The organism is Prauserella marina, assembly GCF_002240355.1.
GTDB classification, from domain to species: domain Bacteria; phylum Actinomycetota; class Actinomycetes; order Mycobacteriales; family Pseudonocardiaceae; genus Prauserella_A; species Prauserella_A marina.
This window is the reverse complement of sequence record NZ_CP016353.1, coordinates 4,529,286-4,544,213: the sequence shown is the minus strand read 5'-3', so window position 1 is coordinate 4,544,213 and position 14,928 is coordinate 4,529,286. Positions and strand designations below refer to the sequence as shown.

Sequence of the window (14,928 nt, the reverse complement as noted above, 5' to 3'; positions counted from 1 at the left end):
TGGTGCTTTATGCGCCCGAATAGGCTTGCGCCGTCCATGGCCGAACGAGGAGCTTTCGCCATATGTCGACTTCCCAGGAACCGGCGCGGCGCGTCCCGGACAGCCTCAGCCGGGTGAGCATCGCAACCGAGACCGGCGGCGATAGTGGGGAGTTTGACGTGACCGCGGCGGAGGAGATGAACGGCAAGGACGCGAAGGCGAGATTAGGGCCGACAGGCCGGCCTCGCCGCGAGATCCCCGAGCCCCCGCTCATCGGCACCCACGGGCCTGCCCGGGTGGTCGCGATGTGCAACCAGAAGGGCGGCGTCGGAAAGACCACCTCCACGATCAACCTCGGCGCGGCGCTCGCCGAGTACGGCAGGCGGGTGCTGCTCGTCGACTTCGACCCGCAGGGGGCGCTGTCGGTCGGCCTCGGCATCCAGCCGCACGAACTCGACCAGACCGTCTACAACGTGATCATGGAACGCTCGGTGGACATCACCGGCGTGATCCGGCAGACCAGGGTGGAGAACGTTGACCTGCTGCCGAGCAACATCGACCTGTCGGCCGCCGAGGTGCAACTCGTCGCCGAGGTCGGGCGTGAGCACACGTTACTGAGGGTGCTGAGACCGGTGATGGACGTCTACGACTATGTTCTAGTGGACTGCCAGCCATCGCTGGGGCTGCTCACCGTCAACGCGCTCACCGCCGCTGACGGCGTGATCGTCCCCCTGGAGTGCGAGTTCTTCAGTCTGCGTGGCGTGGCGTTGCTGATCGACACCATCGAAAAGGTGCGCGAGAGGCTCAACCCCAAACTTGATATCACGGGGATTCTCGCCACCATGTTCGATCCGAGAACCCTGCATTCGAAGGAGGTCATGGCGCGCGTGGTGGAGGCATTCGGGGACACCGTGTTCGACACGGTGATCAACCGCACCGTGCGATTCCCTGAGACCACTGTGGCCGGCGAGCCAATCACTCGCTGGGCGCCGAGGTCGGCTGGTGCCGCGGCTTACCGCGCGCTGGCTCGTGAGGTGATCGCTCGGTGAGCAGGCGAGCTTCACTGCCTGGTGCGTCAGAGCTCTTCCGTCGAACGAGCAGCCCCACCTTCGGGGATTCGCTGACCGTCGAGACCAGCCCGAGGACGGGCTCAGGCAGCGACAACGGCACTGGCAACGGTAACGGCAATGGCAACGGGCACGGCGGTAACGGCTACGGCGGTAACGGCAGTCACGACGACACCGGCAACGGGTACGGATCCGGCGCGGCGCAGAGCGCGGCCGGAAGGGGACCCGGATCCACGGGGTCCTCGGCTTCCCCCCGCAGAGGTTCCGGCAGGCAGAAACACGACGCCAAGATCACGGTGTACGTCGCGGGTGACGAACTGCTCGCGATGGAACACGCGAGACTGACCCTGCGCGGTGAGCACGGTCTCATCGTCGACAGGGGACGGATCGTCAGGGAGGCCGTCGCCGTGCTGCTCGCCGACTTCGACCAGCACGGCGCCGACTCGGTACTCGTGCGCAGGCTGAGCGGCGGCGTGGTCGACGCCGTCGACGCCGAGGAAGCCACGAACTGATGGAAGAAGGGGCACCGCCCCAGCTCGACGGCCAGGTGCCAGTGGAAGAAGGGGCCGCACCTCGGTTCAAGGTGCGCCTTGCCAACTTCGAGGGTCCCTTCGACCTGCTGTTGCAGCTCATTTCGCAGCACCAGCTCGATGTCACCGAGGTCGCGCTGCACAGGGTCACCGACGATTTCATCGCCTACACCCGCAATCTCGGCGCGGAATGGGACCTCGACGAGACCACGGAGTTCCTGGTCATCGCGGCTACGTTGCTCGACCTCAAGGCCGCGCGGCTGCTGCCGTCGGCCGAGGTCGAGAGCGAAGACGACCTCGCCCTGCTTGAGGCTCGGGACCTGCTGTTCGCCAGAGTGCTGCAATACCGGGCCTACAAGCAGGTCGCCGCGTTGTTCGCCGAGCTGGAGGCCGGGGCGCTGCGCCGCTACCCTCGCTCGGTCGCGCTTGAGGAGCGCTACCTCGGGCTGTTGCCGGAGGTGATGCTCGGGGTCACCCCTGAGAAGTTCGCCGAGATCGCGGCAGGGGTGTTCCGCCCGAAACCGCCGCCGACCGTGTCGCTCGACCACATCCACGCGGGAAAGGTCTCGGTCCGCGAGCACGCCGCGATCCTGCGGCTGCGGCTGGCCGAGGCCGGCGAGGCGACCTTCGGGCAGCTCGTCGACGACTGCGAGCACACCGTGGAGATCGTCGCGAGGTTCCTCGCGCTGCTGGAGTTGTACCGCGAGTCCTCGGTCAACTTCGAGCAGCTCGAAGCCCTTTCCGAACTGCACGTGCGATGGACGGGCGGATCCGTCGACGACGCGACCGCCGACGCGGACCGCGACCGTGCGGGTACCAGCGAAGACGAGGAGTACGGGTGAGCGAGCCGAACCCACCGGCCGGCCATGCGGGCACCGCACCCGAGGCCGAGCCCGGCACACCGGACCCCGGCCAGAGCGTCGGGGCCACCACGGACGTGGAGCCGGACCCCGCCGACTTGGCTGTCTCCTCTGCCTCCGAGGGCGAGGCAGAGGAGGCGGACCAGCCCGCCGATGAGCTGCCCGGCGCCGAGGACACCGACCTCGTCGCCGTGTCGCCCGCTCACGCGCTGCCCGATCTGAGCGGCTACGAGGCGCTTGTGTCGGCGCTGGAGGCGTTGCTGCTCGTCGTCGACTCGCCGGTGAACGAGGAAGCCCTCGCGGAGGCCCTTGAGCAGCCGGTCGACCGGGTCACCGAGACGCTGCGGTCGATGGCAGAGGATCTCACCGACAAGGCGAGCGGCATCGACCTGCGCAGGGTCGCCGACGGCTGGCGGTTGTACACGAGGGACACCTACGCGCCGTTCGTGGAGAAACTACTGCTGGACGGTCAGCGATCGAAGCTGACGAGGGCGGCGCTGGAGACGCTGGCGGTGATCGCCTACCGGCAGCCGGTGACGCGATCGCGAGTCGCGGCGGTGCGCGGGGTCAACGTCGACGGGGTGATCCGCACGCTGGTCGCGCGGGGGCTCATCGAGGAGAGCGGCGCCGATCCGGAGACGGGTGGCATCCTGTACGTGACAACGGAACTGTTCCTGGAGCGATTGGGGCTCTCGTCGTTGACCGAGTTGCCCGCCATCGCTCCGCTCCTGCCCGAAGTGGATTCGATCGATGACATCTGACGCGCCGGAAGGCGTTCGTCTGCAGAAAGTTCTCGCGAGGGCCGGCGTCGCGTCCCGGCGCGCCGCGGAAGACCTCATCGCACGGGGCAGGGTGAGCGTCGACGGGGACGTGGTGAGGGAGCTGGGCAGGAGGGTCGACCCGGACAACGCCGTCATTCACGTCGACGGGCTGCGGGTCATTCTTCGTGACGACCAGCTCTACTTCGCCTTCAACAAGCCGCGCGGGGTGCACAGCACGATGACCGACGACCAGGGCAGGCCCTGCGTCGGCGACTACGTGCGCGAGCGCAGGGAGCGGCTGTTCCACGTCGGGCGGCTCGACGCCGAGACGGAGGGGCTGTTGTTGCTCACCAACGACGGTGACCTCGCCCACCGGCTGATGCACCCGTCGTATCACGTCACGAAGACCTACCTCGCCGAGGTCGACGGCGAGGTGCCGCGCGGCCTCGGCAAGCGCCTGCGGGCCGGGGTCGAGCTTGAGGACGGTCAGGTCAAGGCCGACGCGTTCCGCGTGAAGGACGCGAGGCCGGGGCGCACGCTCGTGGAGATCGTGCTGCACGAGGGCCGCAAGCACATCGTGCGCCGGTTGCTCGCCGAGGTCGGGCATCCCGTGCGGAAGCTGGTCCGGACCGCGGTCGGCGACGTGCAGCTCAACACGACCAAGCCGGGCGCGATGCGTGCGCTCAGCCGCCAGGAGATCGGCGCGCTCTACCGGTCCGTCGGCCTCTGAGCCATACTCACGGCGTGTTCGTCGGGTCGGTGCCTGGAGTTTCCGGGGCAGGCGCCGGGCTCGCCGAAGGTTCCGGGCGGGCAAGCCTGCGTTGCACGGCACCGGCCACCGGCTCGACCACCCTCGCCGCCACGGGTCCGAGTATGGCCATCAGCAGCACGTAGGCGGTGGCCAGCGCGGCGAGCCTGCCGTCGACGGCGCCTGCCGAGACGGCGAGCCCCGCGATGACGATGGAGAACTCCCCTCTGGCCACCAGAGCGGCACCGGCGCGTGCCCTGCCGAGTCTGCCGATATCGGCTCTGCGCGCCGCCCACCAACCGGTTGCGACCTTCGTCATGGTCGTCACGACGGCGAGTACCACGGCCCACACGAGCACGGGCGGTATCGAGGCAGGGTTGGTGTTGAGGCCGAAGACGACGAAGAACACGGCGGCGAACAGGTCGCGCAACGGTTCCAGCATGCGCGTCGCGTTCTCCGCGGTGGAGCCGGAGATCGCGATGCCGAGCAGGAAAGCGCCGACCGCGGCCGAGACCTGCATCGCCGAGGCGAGCCCCGCGACGAGTAGCGCGGAGCCGAACACCTTGAGCAGGAACACTTCCCGGTCCTCGCTGTCGACGATGGCCGAGACGAAGCGGCCGAACCGCAGCGCGACAACGAGCACGACGGTGATCACCGCGAGCGAGATGCCAACGGCTTCCAGCCCGCCGAAGAAGCTGACGCCGCCGAGTACCGCGGTGAGGATCGGCAGGTACATCGCCATCGCGAGGTCCTCGAAGACGAGGACGGACAGAACGACCGGCGTTTCCCTGTTACCGAGCCTGCCGAGATCGCCGAGTACCTTCGCGATGATTCCCGACGACGAGATGTAGGTGACACCGGCGAGTACGAGCGCGCCGATCGGCCCCCAGCCCAGCAGCAACGCGACGATCGCGCCGGGTGCGGCGTTGAGCACGATGTCGACGAGTCCTGCCATCCATGAGCGTTTCAGCCCGGTGAACAGTTCGGCAGCCGAGTACTCAAGGCCGAGCAGCAACAACAGCAGCACGACACCGATCTCGCTGGCGAGTTGTGTGAAACTTCCGATATCGCCGAGCGGGACGACCCCACCCTGACCGAAGAACAGTCCTCCGATCAGGTACAGGGGGATCGGGGACATGCCGATCTTTCCGGCAAGTCTGCCGAGAACCCCCAAACCGAAGAAAACGGCGCCGAGTTCGATGAGTTCGAGTGCCGTGTGATCCACAACTCAGCCGTGCTGCAAGATCTTGGCGGTGGCTTCGAGACCTTTGGGGGTGCCGACGGCGACGAGCAGATCGCCCGCGGTGAAGGTGAAATCCGGTGTTGGCGAGGGGTTCACCTGCCCCGCGCGCATGACCGCGACGACGGAAACCCCGGTGCGCGTGCGGATCGCCGCGTCGCCGAGCGTCCTTCCGTCGAAGGGGGAGCCCGTCTTCACGGGCAACTGTCTTGTGTTGATGCCCGGCAATTCCCTGTGTTCCTCGGTGAGTTGCGCGACCAACTGAGGAGCGCCGAGGAGGTTGGCGAGCGCGCCCGCTTCCTCGGCCGTGAGCGGCAACGAGGCGAGACAGGCGTCGGGGTCCTCGGATTTGGACACGATCAGATCGATCTTGCCGTCCCGGTGCGTGACCACGCCGACCCGGCGGCCGTTGGCCAGTCCGAAGTCTTTCCGGACGCCGATGCCCGGCAAGGGAGTTACTTCGACGTTCACGTATCAACAGTAGCTGATTCCGCAGGTAGAGGCGGTATTGGCTGAATTGGCGCAAGTGTCCGGTTTGGTCGGCGCGCGGCCTGATCAGAGCGGTACGTAGGATCGCATTGACGACTGGTTGACAGCGACCACCGTCATCGGGAGCACGACGGACACGGAACGGACGGTGAGAACGAGTGCTGATTGCGATCGCGGCCCACCTGGTGCTTGCAGCGCTATTGCCGTTGATCGCGCGCCGGTGGGGCAAGGTCGCCTTCCTCGTCGGAGCACTCGCCCCAGCGGCGACCCTCGGCTACGCGCTGACCGGGACGGGCAAGGCACTCGGTGATCAGCCGCCGACCGAATCCGTCGCCTGGGCGCCGGACATCGGACTTGAGTTCACCACGAGGTTCGACGCGCTGTCGCTGATCATGATCCTGCTGGTTTCCGGAATCGGCGCGGTCGTGCTCTGCTACTACTTCTTCTACGCCAAGCCGGACGACTCCTCGGTGGCGCGGAACTCGGCGCTGCTGACCATGTTCGCAGGCGCGATGCTCGGTCTCGTTCTCGCCGACGACATCATCTCGCTGTACCTGTTCTGGGAACTGACGACGGTGTGCTCGTTCCTGCTCGTGGGGGGCGACGGCTCGACGAAGAAGCTGCGGAGATCGGCGACCCAGGCGCTGCTGGTGACCGCGTCCGGCGGGCTGGCGATGTTGCTGGGGCTCATCCTGCTCGGCACCGCTGCGGGCACCTTCCGGATCTCCGAGATCATCGCCGATCCCCCCGACGGCTCGGTCGTGACGGCGGCGGCGCTGCTGATCCTGCTCGGCGCGCTCACCAAATCGGCGCAGGTTCCCTTCCACCCGTGGCTTCCCGGCGCGATGGTCGCCCCGACCCCGGTCAGCGCTTACCTGCACGCGGCCGCGATGGTCAAGGCCGGTGTCTACCTCGTGGCCAGGTTCGCGCCCGCGTTCGCCGGCCTGCCCGCGTGGTGGATACCGATCGTCGTGCTCGGCCTGTGGACCATGGTGCTCGGCGGGTTCAGAGCGTTGCGGGAACACGATCTCAAGACGCTGCTCGCCTACGGCACGGTGAGCCAGCTCGGCTTCCTGATGGTGCTGCTCGGCGTGGGAACGTGGATCTCGGCAGTGGCCGATGCCACCCTGATCCTCGCGCACGGCCTCTTCAAGTCGGCGCTGTTCCTCACCGTCGGGATCATCGACAAACGCACCGGAACCCGCGACATCAGAGAGCTGTCCGGACTGGGCAAGCGCTGGCCGATGCTCGCGATCTTCGCCACGCTCGCCGTGCTTTCGATGGCCGGTTTCCCGCCGCTGCTCGGCTTCCTCGGCAAGGAGGTCGCGCTCGAAGCCCTGCTGCACGGCGACACCAAGGACTTGCTGCTGCTGGTGGGCGTCGCCATCGGCTCGGTGTTCACCGTCGCCTACAGCCTGCGCTTCCTGACCGGCGCGTTCCGCACCCGCAAGGACGCCGAGCCCATTCCGGCGACCCAGCCGGGCGTCGGGATGAGCACGATGGTCGCGCTGCCCGCGATCGCCGGTCTCGTGCTGCCGTTCGCGACGGCGCTGCTCGAACCGCTCGTCGCCGGGTACGCCGACGACTACGTGACGCGGCGGCCGTCCTACGAACTGGGGCTGTGGCACGGGATCACCGGTCCGCTCGTACTCAGCGCGGTGATCCTGCTGCTCGGCTACGGGCTCTTCCGCGCGGCGCCGGTGCTCGTGCCGAAACTGTCCGGCTGGGTTCCCGGTCCGTTACAGGCGCAGCGCGGCTACCGGTATTCCGTCGCGGGGCTGGAATGGGTTTCCCACGCGGTCACCGGCCGGTTGCAGGCCGGTTCGCTGCCCACCTACATCGGCGTGATCCTCGTCGTGATGGTGCTCGTGCCGGGAGGCGGGCTGCTGGCCGGTGTGGATTGGCCCGGCGAGTTGCGCTGGTTCGACTCCTGGCTGCAACTGCCGCTCGCGATACTCGTCGTCGCGGCGACCTTCACCGTCGTGCTCGCCCGGCGGCGGCTCACCGCCGTGCTGTTGACCGGTGCCGTCGGGTACGGCATCGGCGCACTGTTCATCGTGGACGGTGGCTCGGATCTCGCGCTGGCCCAGTTCCTCGTCGAGACGCTCACCCTCGTCGTCTTCGTGTTCGTGATCCGCAGGTTCCCGCCCCGGTTCATCGAGGAACGGCACTTCATCCGCAAGGACAGGTGGGTCAAGGCGGGCATCTCGGTCGTGGCGGGGCTCTTCGTCGCCGTCGTCGCGGTGCTGGTCTCGGCGAGCAGGGAGCCGGGGATGCCGGCCGCCAGCACGGCCTACATCGAGAACGCCGAGGCCGAAACGGGGGCCAGCAACGTCGTCAACGCGATCATCGTGGACTTCCGCGCCTTCGACACCATCGGCGAGATCGCCGTGCTCGCCGTCGCGGCGACCGGCGCGGCGAGCCTCATCCTCGCGAGGGCGAGGAGCCGGTCGGCGCAGCGGGATTCCCCCGACGACGATCCGGCGGGGAGGAGCGAACCTCCCGACGGCGACTCTCCGGACAGCGCCCTCGGTGCGCGCACGGCAACGGACACGACTGAAGCCACGGAGGTGAACCGGTGACGGCCGGACAAGACGACCAGGAACAACCGGTTCCCTGGACCCAGTGGGACGCGCCCCGCGACCGCTGGCTGATGTCCGACGACGCCTGCAACGGCTGGCCGAGGTCGCTGCTGCTGGAAGTCTGCGCGAGGATCGTGTTCCCCACCGTCCTGATGGTGTCGGTGTATCTGCTGTTCGCCGGTCACCACGACGCGGGAGGCGGATTCAGCGGGGGGCTCGTCGCCGGGCTCGCGTTCGTGCTGCGCTACATGGCGGGCGGTAGTGCCGAGCTGGCCGCCGCGATCCGGATTCACCCGCCGGTCGTGATCGGCGCGGGGTTGACGCTGGCGGTGGTCACCGCGCTGGTGCCGGCGCTCTTCGGGGAGACGGTGCTGGCCTCGGCACAGTGGACCCTCGACGTTCCCGTGCTCGGTGAACTCAAGATCGCCACCAACCTGTTCCTCGACGTCGGCGTGTACCTGCTCATCGTCGGTGTCGTCGTCGACCTGCTGCGCACGGTGGGAGCGGGCACCGAGAAAGGCGTGATGCTCGACGACGAGGAGGTGGAGCGGACATGACGATCAACATCGTCATGGCCGCCGTGCTCGCGGTGCTGTACTCGGTGGGCTTCTACCTGATCATGCAGCGCTCGCTCATGCGCGTGATCATCGGCATCGTCATCCTCGGCCATGGAGCGAACCTCTTCCTCCAGGTCGCGGGCGGCCCACCAGGTCAGCCCGTGTTCGTGGGAACCGCGGCGATCGAGATGATGGTCGACCCGCTTCCGCAGGCGCTCGCGCTGACGGCCATCGTCATCACCTTCGCGCTGACCACCTTCCTGCTCGCCATGGCCTACCGGTCCCGCGTGCTGCTCGGTCACGACGAGGTACAGGACGACGTCGAAGACCGCAGGGTGCGGCACGCGGAGGACAGCATCGAGGACGTCAACGCGGGCGACTCCGACGACGAGAACTCCGAGGGGCCCGAGGACAGCGACGACTCTGACGACACCGACAGCACCGACAGCACGGCCGCGGGGTCGGCCTCCAACGGTGGGGAGGCGCGCCGGTGACCGTTCTCGTCGTACTACCCGTACTGCTCCCGCTGCTCGCCGCCGCGCTGTCGCTGATGGCCGGCCGGTTCCCGAGCGTGCAGCGCATCATCGGAGTTCTCGTGCTCGCCGCCATCGCCGCGATCGCCGGTGCGCTGCTGTACAGGGCCGACACCGAGGGGCCCGTGGTGCTCCAGCTCGGCGGATACTCGGCGCCCTTCGGGATTACCCTCGTCGCCGACCGGCTGGCCGCGTTGCTGCTGCTGGTGTCGGCGATCGTGACGCTCGCCGTGCTCATATTCTCCATCGGCCAGCGCATCACCGACTACGGCAGGGAAACGGCATCGACCGCTTTCCACCCGGTGTATCTGGTGCTGTGTGCCGGGGTCTCGCTGGCCTACCTGACCGGCGACCTGTTCAACCTTTTCGTCGCGTTCGAGATCATGCTGGCCTCGTCCTACGTGCTGATCACGAGGAGGACGACGGCGGCACGGGTCAAGGCGAGCATGACCTACGTGATCGTCAGTCTCACCTCGTCGTTGCTGTTCATCACCATGATCGCGCTGGTGTACGCGGCGACCGGAACGATCAATCTCGCCGCGCTGCCCGGGGAGATGGCACAGCTTTCGCCCGGTGTGCAGAGCGCGCTCGGTCTGTTCATGCTCGTCGTGTTCGGGATCAAGGCCGCGCTGGTACCACTGCACTTCTGGCTTCCGGACAGTTATCCGACGGCACCGGCTCCGGTCACCGCGCTCTTCGCCGGCCTGCTGACGAAGGTCGGTGTCTACGCGCTGATCCGCACGCAGACCCTGGTGTTCAGCCACGGCGTGAGCTGGACGCTGCTGCTGATCGTCGCCTTGCTGACCATGATCATCGGCGGGCTCGGCGCCATCGCGCAGAACGACCTCAACCGGATGCTGTCGTTCCTGCTGGTGAGTCACATCGGCTACATGATCTTCGGCCTGGCGCTGTTCACCGTCATCGGGCTCGCCGGGGCGATCCTCTACATCGTGCACCACATCACGGTCGTCACCGCGTTGTTCCTGGTGAGTGGTCTCATCACCCGGCATACCGGCACGGTGTCGCTCAACACGATGTCCGGTGTCGCCAAGGCGTATCCGCTTGTCGCCGTGTTGTTCGCGCTACCGGCGCTGAGCCTTGCCGGAATCCCGCCGTTTTCCGGCTTCGTCGCCAAGATCACCCTGTTGCAGGCGGGCGCCGAGGTCGGGACGACCGCGGCGTACGCGGTGACCGCCGCGGCCGTGCTCACCAGCCTGCTGACCCTGTTCGCGGTGACCAAGATCTGGGTCGGGGCGTTCTGGGGCAAGGTCGCGCCACCGCATCCCGACCCCGATCCCACCGACGAGCTGACCGTGGGAACCGGCTCGACCTCGCGGGGAATGCTGGTGTCCACCGGCGGGGTCGTCGTGGTGACCCTGCTGATCGCCGCGTTCGCGGGGCCGCTTTCGGAAATCAGCGAACGGGCCGCCGACGACCTGCTCGAAGGCGGCGCCTACCAGACGGCCGTGCTCGGCCACGAGGGAGGAACGCCGTGAAACGACTGTCCCCGGCCCTGTTTCTCTGGCTCGTCATCGTCTGGCTCGCGCTGTGGGGAACGCTCGACCTCTCGACGGCGTTCTTCGGCGTGCTGCTCTCGCTGATCGTGCTGCTGCTGTTCCCGCTGCCAGCGCACAGGTGGAACATCTTCAAGCATCCGGTGCGGCTGATCGGGCTCGGCGCCTACCTCGTGTGGGACATCGTGCTCTCGGCCGTGCGGCTCGGCTGGGACCAATGGCGCGACGGCGACGACATCAAGGCCGCCATCGTCGCCGTGCCCGTCTTGTCCGATGTGGACCATGTGATCGCCTCGGCCGCCAACGTGCTTTCGCTGGGGCCTGGCAAATTCGTCCTGCAAATCGATCGCAGGCGCGCCGTCTGGTACGTGTACGTACTGGGTGTGAGGTCGAAGGCCGACACGGACAAGATCTTCGACGACGCGCTGGACTTGCAGGTGCGCGTGATCTACGCCTACGGCGGCGCCGACGAATCCGACACCGTGCGCGAGCGAGCCGAACAGGCGAAGGCGCGGCGGGTCCGATCCACTGTGGAGGCAGAATGAGCATCGTCTTCGCGATCACCTTCGGCCTGCTCTCGCTGGCGGGCCTGCTGCTGCTCGTGCGGCTCATCCGCGGTCCGCGCACGCTCGACCGCATCCTTGCCATCGACGTGCTCGTGGTGCTCATCGTCGCTGGAACGGCGGTGACCATGGCCATGACGTCGAGCGGCTTGTACATCGCGCTGATCGTGTCGGTCGCGTTGCTCGGCTTCGTCGGGTCGATCTCCGTGCTGCGGCTCATCGAGCGCAGAGAGGAGTACCGATGACGGTCCGTGATTGGATCTGCGCCGTCCTGCTGATCTCCGGTGCGCTGTTCTGTGTCGTGGGTGCCTACGGCGTGCTGCGGCTGCCCGACGCGGTGAGCAGGCTCCAGGCCGCGACGAAACCGCAGACGCTGGGTTTGCTGCTGATCCTCGCCGGTGCGGCCGTGCGGCTCGAACCCAAATACGCGGTCGGGCTCGTCATCGCGGGCCTTTTCCAGGTGATCACCGCGCCGGTGCTGTCCCAGCTCTTCGGACGTTCCGCCTACCGGACGGGCGCCGTCGACAGGTCCACGCTGGTGGCCGACGACCTCGACGAACGCCTGCGTGCGGACCGGAGCTGACCGGAAGGCAGAATAGGACCCCGCACGTATCGGTACAGGAGCAAGGAGAACGGCCGGTGGCGGGAGCCCTACACGGAGTGGTTGCACTGGACGGCCCTTCGGGAACCGGGAAGACCACCGTGGCACGCAAACTCGCCGCCGCGCTCGGTGCGGGCTATCTCGACACCGGCGCGATGTACCGGGTGGTCACGCTCGCCGTGCTGCGTGAGGGCATCGATCCCGATGACTCGGTCGCCGTCGCGGCCTTCGCGGGTCACGTCGAGGTCGGCGTCGGTACCGACCCCGCGCGGCCGAGGGCGCGGCTCGGCGGCGAGGACGTCGGGGAGCAGATTCGTGCGGAACGGGTCAACGGCGCGGTGTCGGCGGTGTCAGCGGTACCCGCCGTGCGCGAACTGCTCGTCACCGGTCAGCGCGAGATCATCGCCAGCGTGCTCCGCTCGGTCGGCGGGATCGTCGTCGACGGAAGGGACATCGGCACGGTCGTCGCCCCCGACGCGCCGCTCAAGGTCTACCTCACGGCCTCGGCCGAGGTACGGGCCGCGCGGCGCAGCGCGCAGGACTCCGCGGCGGGCAGGACGCTGACCGCGGAACAGGCGCTCGCCTCCGTCGACCGCAGGGACACGCTCGACTCGACGCGCAAGACCTCGCCGATGCGGCCCGCCGAGGACGCCGTCGTCTTCGATACGACGGAGCTGACCATCGACCAGGTCATCGTGGCGTTGAGCGAACTGGCGAGCCAGCGCGGTCTGCTCGGTGACGAGTACGCGGGGGCCAGCCGGTGACCGGTTTGCCTGCCGGTGCCGTGCCGTGGTTGCACGACGTCGGCAGGGGTATCGCGAGAAATCTGTACCGCCCTGCCTACCGGATCCGGGTCACCGGCGTCGCGAACGTTCCCCTCACCGGGCCGGTGCTGATGGTGGCAAATCACAGCTCGCTCATCGAACCGCAGCTCCTTTTCGGAATGCTGCCCCGGCGTTCGGTGTTCCTCGTCAAGGAGGAGTTGTTCAGGGGACCGGCCGGATGGGGATTGCGCAAGATCGGCCAGGTCGCCGTCAAGCGCGGAGCCGCCGATCGCGGTCCGCTGCTGACGCTGGCGGGGCTGCTCACCGAAGGCGGGCTCGTCGGCGTGTTCCCCGAGGGCACGAGGGGATCCGGTGACGTCACCAAGGCCCACCAGGGCGCCGCGTGGCTGGTGCGCAGGTCCGGAGCGCGAGTGCTGCCGGTGGCCATCAGGGGAACGTTGCGGCCGGTTGGGTCGCGCCGCCGGTTCCGGCCCAGAGTGGACGTGCTGGTGGGACAGCCGTTCGCGATGGAGATCGGCGGCGGAAGGACGGGCCTTGCCGAGGCGACGGAGCGCATCCGCGCGTCGCTGGCGGCGCTCGTCGAAGAGCTTGACACACAACGGAAAGAGACGCAGGGATCATGACCGAGGCAGACGGCACGTGGTCGGACGAAACCGAGTTCGCCCGGCTCGACGAGCAGGCGGCAGGCGAGGGCGACGGTGAGGAAGCCGCACTCCCGCAGCCGGTGCTCGCCGTCGTCGGCAGGCCGAACGTGGGCAAGTCGACGCTCGTCAACCGCATCATCGGGCGCAGGGAAGCCGTCGTTCAGGACGTGCCTGGGGTGACGAGGGACAGGGTCGCCTACGACGCGTTGTGGAACGGCCGCAGGTTCACCGTCGTCGACACCGGCGGCTGGGAACCCGGCGTCACCGGCTTGCAGGGTTCGGTAGCCGCGCAGGCCGAGTACGCGATGTCCACATCGGACGCGGTGCTGCTCGTCGTCGACGCGGCCGTCGGCGCGACGGCCGCCGAGGAGGCCGTCGCGAAGGTGCTGCGCCGGTCCAAGAAGCCGGTGCTGCTCGCCGCGAACAAGGTGGACGACGACCGGTTGCTCGCCGAGACCGCGTCACTTTGGACACTGGGCCTCGGGGAGCCGCGCCCGGTGAGCGCGCTGCACGGGCGCAGTTCGGGCGACCTGCTCGACGCGATCGTCGACGCCCTTCCCGAGGCCCCGAAGGACAGGGACCCCTCTGGCGGGGGCCCGCGCAGGGTCGCGCTGGTCGGCAAGCCCAACGTCGGCAAGTCGAGCCTGCTCAACAAGCTCACCGGCGAGCAGCGTTCGGTTGTCGACGCGGTCGCGGGAACCACGGTCGACCCCGTCGACTCGCTCGTGGAACTGGACGGGCAGCCGTGGCGCTTCGTCGACACCGCTGGCCTGCGCAAGCGGGTGCAGACCGCGAGCGGTGCCGAGTATTACGCGTCGCTGCGCACGCGGACCGCCATCGACGCGGCCGAGGTCGTCGTGGTGTTGCTCGACGCGAGCGAACCGATCTCGGAACAGGACCTCAGGGTGCTCACGATGGTCGTCGACGCGGGCAGGGCTCTCGTGCTCGCCTTCAACAAGTGGGATCTCGTCGATGAGGACCGGCGGCACCAGCTCGATCGCGAGCTGGACAGGGGACTTGTCCGGGTGCCGTGGGCCGAGAAGGTCAACATCTCGGCGCTCACCGGCCGTTCCGTGCGCAAGCTGGCGCCGGTGCTGCGGACCGCGCTCGCCTCGTGGGACCAGCGGGTTCCGACGGGACAGCTCAACGGCTGGCTGGCCGACCTCATCGCGGCGACCCCGCCACCGGTGCGTGGCGGCAAGCAGCCCAAGGTGCTGTTCGCGACGCAGGCCGGGATCCGGCCACCCACGCTGGTGTTGTTCACGACCGGCTTCCTTGAGGCCGGCTACCGCCGCTTCATCGAGCGCAAGTTCAGGGAGCGGTTCGGGTTCGAGGGCAGCCCGGTGCGGATCAACGTGCGGGTCAGGGAGAAGAAGCCGAGGAAGGCTCGCTGATTCGCCCACGGGGCACCGGGTGACCGCCGAGACACGATCGATACTGCCGCGACACCCGTTGTTCACCCGCCGAGTACGCTG

At 68.1% G+C, this 14,928-nt stretch carries 17 protein-coding genes; 15 read left to right on the top strand and 2 right to left on the bottom strand.

The window, feature by feature from the left end:
• Nucleotides 1-62 precede the first annotated feature (62 nt).
• Genes BAY61_RS21305 through BAY61_RS21285 form a run of 5 tightly spaced genes read left to right on the top strand, consistent with a single transcriptional unit; the run spans nucleotide 63 to nucleotide 3,927 of the window.
• Nucleotides 63-1,028, top strand: coding sequence for a ParA family protein (locus BAY61_RS21305; protein ID WP_091810209.1), 966 nt, complete (start codon nucleotides 63-65; stop codon nucleotides 1,026-1,028).
• Nucleotides 1,025-1,558, top strand: coding sequence for a hypothetical protein (locus BAY61_RS21300; protein WP_091810207.1), 534 nt, complete (start codon nucleotides 1,025-1,027; stop codon nucleotides 1,556-1,558). Before BAY61_RS21305 ends, BAY61_RS21300 begins: the two co-directional genes overlap by 4 nt.
• Nucleotides 1,558-2,418, top strand: a complete 861-nt coding sequence (locus BAY61_RS21295) for a segregation and condensation protein A (RefSeq protein ID WP_091810205.1) — start codon at nucleotides 1,558-1,560, stop codon at nucleotides 2,416-2,418. The genes BAY61_RS21300 and BAY61_RS21295 overlap by 1 nt, the downstream gene beginning before the upstream one ends.
• The gene (scpB, locus tag BAY61_RS21290; RefSeq protein ID WP_245865307.1) at nucleotides 2,415-3,197 is read left to right on the top strand and encodes an SMC-Scp complex subunit ScpB; all 783 of its coding nucleotides are present in this window, start codon (nucleotides 2,415-2,417) and stop codon (nucleotides 3,195-3,197) included. The genes BAY61_RS21295 and scpB overlap by 4 nt, the downstream gene beginning before the upstream one ends.
• Nucleotides 3,187-3,927: a pseudouridine synthase gene (locus BAY61_RS21285; RefSeq protein ID WP_091810204.1), complete on the top strand. Its 741-nt coding sequence runs from the start codon at nucleotides 3,187-3,189 to the stop codon at nucleotides 3,925-3,927. Before scpB ends, BAY61_RS21285 begins: the two co-directional genes overlap by 11 nt.
• 7 nt (nucleotides 3,928-3,934) lie before the next feature.
• Here the strand turns inward: BAY61_RS21285 and BAY61_RS21280 are convergent, their stop codons facing one another.
• Nucleotides 3,935-5,170, bottom strand: a complete 1,236-nt coding sequence (locus BAY61_RS21280; RefSeq protein WP_091810202.1) for a cation:proton antiporter — start codon at nucleotides 5,168-5,170, stop codon at nucleotides 3,935-3,937.
• A gap of 3 nt (nucleotides 5,171-5,173) precedes the next feature.
• Nucleotides 5,174-5,656 (bottom strand): cation:proton antiporter regulatory subunit, encoded by a 483-nt coding sequence (locus tag BAY61_RS21275; protein WP_091810200.1) that lies wholly within the window; start codon nucleotides 5,654-5,656, stop codon nucleotides 5,174-5,176.
• A gap of 176 nt (nucleotides 5,657-5,832) precedes the next feature.
• Between BAY61_RS21275 and mbhE the strand changes: the two genes are divergently transcribed.
• The 10 genes from mbhE to der all read left to right on the top strand — a co-directional run bounded on the left by mbhE (nucleotide 5,833) and on the right by der (nucleotide 14,847).
• Entirely contained in the window at nucleotides 5,833-8,256 is a 2,424-nt protein-coding gene (gene mbhE / locus BAY61_RS21270; RefSeq protein ID WP_091810199.1) for a hydrogen gas-evolving membrane-bound hydrogenase subunit E, read from the top strand.
• Nucleotides 8,253-8,813 carry an MnhB domain-containing protein gene (locus tag BAY61_RS21265; protein ID WP_420848869.1) on the top strand — a complete coding sequence of 187 codons (561 nt, stop codon included), beginning with the start codon at nucleotides 8,253-8,255 and terminating at the stop codon, nucleotides 8,811-8,813. Before mbhE ends, BAY61_RS21265 begins: the two co-directional genes overlap by 4 nt.
• On the top strand, nucleotides 8,810-9,307 hold the full coding sequence (locus BAY61_RS21260) for a Na(+)/H(+) antiporter subunit C (protein ID WP_091810197.1): 498 nt from the start codon (nucleotides 8,810-8,812) through the stop codon (nucleotides 9,305-9,307). The genes BAY61_RS21265 and BAY61_RS21260 overlap by 4 nt, the downstream gene beginning before the upstream one ends.
• Nucleotides 9,304-10,842 carry a Na+/H+ antiporter subunit D gene (locus tag BAY61_RS21255; protein WP_091810196.1) on the top strand — a complete coding sequence of 513 codons (1,539 nt, stop codon included), beginning with the start codon at nucleotides 9,304-9,306 and terminating at the stop codon, nucleotides 10,840-10,842. The genes BAY61_RS21260 and BAY61_RS21255 overlap by 4 nt, the downstream gene beginning before the upstream one ends.
• On the top strand, nucleotides 10,839-11,405 hold the full coding sequence (locus BAY61_RS21250) for a Na+/H+ antiporter subunit E (RefSeq protein WP_091810194.1): 567 nt from the start codon (nucleotides 10,839-10,841) through the stop codon (nucleotides 11,403-11,405). Before BAY61_RS21255 ends, BAY61_RS21250 begins: the two co-directional genes overlap by 4 nt.
• On the top strand, nucleotides 11,402-11,668 hold the full coding sequence (locus BAY61_RS21245) for an MrpF/PhaF family protein (RefSeq protein WP_091810193.1): 267 nt from the start codon (nucleotides 11,402-11,404) through the stop codon (nucleotides 11,666-11,668). Before BAY61_RS21250 ends, BAY61_RS21245 begins: the two co-directional genes overlap by 4 nt.
• Entirely contained in the window at nucleotides 11,665-12,006 is a 342-nt protein-coding gene (gene mnhG / locus BAY61_RS21240) for a monovalent cation/H(+) antiporter subunit G (protein ID WP_091810182.1), read from the top strand. The genes BAY61_RS21245 and mnhG overlap by 4 nt, the downstream gene beginning before the upstream one ends.
• A gap of 77 nt (nucleotides 12,007-12,083) precedes the next feature.
• The gene (gene cmk / locus BAY61_RS21235; RefSeq protein ID WP_091810180.1) at nucleotides 12,084-12,788 is read left to right on the top strand and encodes a (d)CMP kinase; all 705 of its coding nucleotides are present in this window, start codon (nucleotides 12,084-12,086) and stop codon (nucleotides 12,786-12,788) included.
• On the top strand, nucleotides 12,785-13,432 hold the full coding sequence (locus BAY61_RS21230) for a lysophospholipid acyltransferase family protein (protein WP_091810178.1): 648 nt from the start codon (nucleotides 12,785-12,787) through the stop codon (nucleotides 13,430-13,432). Before cmk ends, BAY61_RS21230 begins: the two co-directional genes overlap by 4 nt.
• Nucleotides 13,429-14,847, top strand: coding sequence for a ribosome biogenesis GTPase Der (gene der, locus BAY61_RS21225; protein ID WP_091810176.1), 1,419 nt, complete (start codon nucleotides 13,429-13,431; stop codon nucleotides 14,845-14,847). The genes BAY61_RS21230 and der overlap by 4 nt, the downstream gene beginning before the upstream one ends.
• Nucleotides 14,848-14,928: the final 81 nt, after the last annotated feature.

Coding starts and splice junctions, on each gene's coding strand:
- BAY61_RS21305 (WP_091810209.1), top strand. CDS start 63: ATGTCGACTTCCCAGGAACCGGCGCGGCGCGTCCCGGACAGCCTCAGC.
- BAY61_RS21295 (WP_091810205.1), top strand. CDS start 1,558: ATGGAAGAAGGGGCACCGCCCCAGCTCGACGGCCAGGTGCCAGTGGAA.
- BAY61_RS21285 (WP_091810204.1), top strand. CDS start 3,187: ATGACATCTGACGCGCCGGAAGGCGTTCGTCTGCAGAAAGTTCTCGCG.
- BAY61_RS21260 (WP_091810197.1), top strand. CDS start 8,810: ATGACGATCAACATCGTCATGGCCGCCGTGCTCGCGGTGCTGTACTCG.
- BAY61_RS21245 (WP_091810193.1), top strand. CDS start 11,402: ATGAGCATCGTCTTCGCGATCACCTTCGGCCTGCTCTCGCTGGCGGGC.
- mnhG (WP_091810182.1), top strand. CDS start 11,665: ATGACGGTCCGTGATTGGATCTGCGCCGTCCTGCTGATCTCCGGTGCG.
- der (WP_091810176.1), top strand. CDS start 13,429: ATGACCGAGGCAGACGGCACGTGGTCGGACGAAACCGAGTTCGCCCGG.